Below are 1,122 nucleotides of genomic sequence, written 5' to 3'. Positions count from 1 at the left end.
ATTTTGTATTATAATTTTGCACGACCATGATATAAATCCACGTTTTGTGAACCTGTCTGTCCAACTTGCATTATTAAGTTTGTACTTAAGAAAGTAAGTTGTATGTATTCTAAATCTTCTGAATACAGATGGATCCAACAAGAACTAACCAAGACCCACCGTGGAACACCCCAGAGGAAGGTCAGGGTAGCACTCGCAATAATGGGGCTAATCCCTCTTATGAGGCCACAATGGCCGAGATGATGGAATTCATCAAGAGGCAAGAAAGTCAGATAGCACGGCTAGGAGAAACGATTGAAGAAATGCGACAGGGAGGAGAGCAACGAGAGACGGGCATTGTCAGTAATGGTAGGGCATTGAAGGAATTTCTTAAGTTTCACCCGCCTACCTTCAGGGGCATTGGAAATGAGGAAGACGCAGAGTTATGGTTGGAAAAGATAGTAAAAATTTATGCCCCGTTGCACTACAGTGAGGAGAGAAAGATACAATTTGCAGCCTTTCTGTTGGAAGGATCGGCTGAGGCTTGGTGGAGGGTAACCGAGCAAAAATGGGTACAGACGGCAGTGCAGAGATCGTGGCAAGCTTTTCGTACTGAGTTTGAAGCTAAATATATACCTAAAGTGGTCCGAGAAAAGAGAGGAGAGGAGTTTCTGCACTTTAAGCAGAATAACCTGACTGTTTCTCAGTACGAGGGGAATTTCACTCGGTTGTCTAAGTATGCACCCGAGTTAGTAAACACAGAGGAGAAGAGGAGATGGCGGTTTGTGCAAGGACTGAAAATAGAAATTCAAAATGCCATGTTGCCAGCCACAGTGAGTACATATGCTGGGGCAGTGGACCTCGCGCAACGATTGGAGGACGGCCAAGCGGGTCTTCGAGATCTCCAGAATAGCAGGAGAATAGCCTCATGTAGCGTGACGGCTACAGGAGAAGAGGGCTCACAGGAGCAAGGGACGGAGCCTCCGAGAGGAACCAGAGGAGTTAAGTGCCCCGCGGCAGAGGGGATAGGGTCACTTGAGAATAGGGAAACATCCTCAGTTAGATGTCGCTACTGCGATAAAACCAACCATGTGGAGGCCGATTGCTGGAAGAAGAATGGTAGATGCCTGCGTTGTGGAAGCA

1 protein-coding gene is annotated in these 1,122 nt (G+C 47.1%); it reads left to right on the top strand.

The window, feature by feature from the left end; genetic code table 11:
- Nucleotides 1–230 precede the first annotated feature (230 nt).
- Nucleotides 231–1,122, top strand: an 892-nt coding sequence (locus tag BVER_RS29535; protein ID WP_198155512.1) for a retrotransposon gag family protein, incomplete at its 3' end; no start/stop codon positions are given.

The organism is Candidatus Burkholderia verschuerenii, from assembly GCF_001189365.1.
Lineage (GTDB): Bacteria > Pseudomonadota > Gammaproteobacteria > Burkholderiales > Burkholderiaceae > Caballeronia > Caballeronia verschuerenii.
The sequence above is the reverse complement of the archived record's forward strand: the minus strand, read 5'-3'. Positions and strand labels throughout refer to the sequence as shown.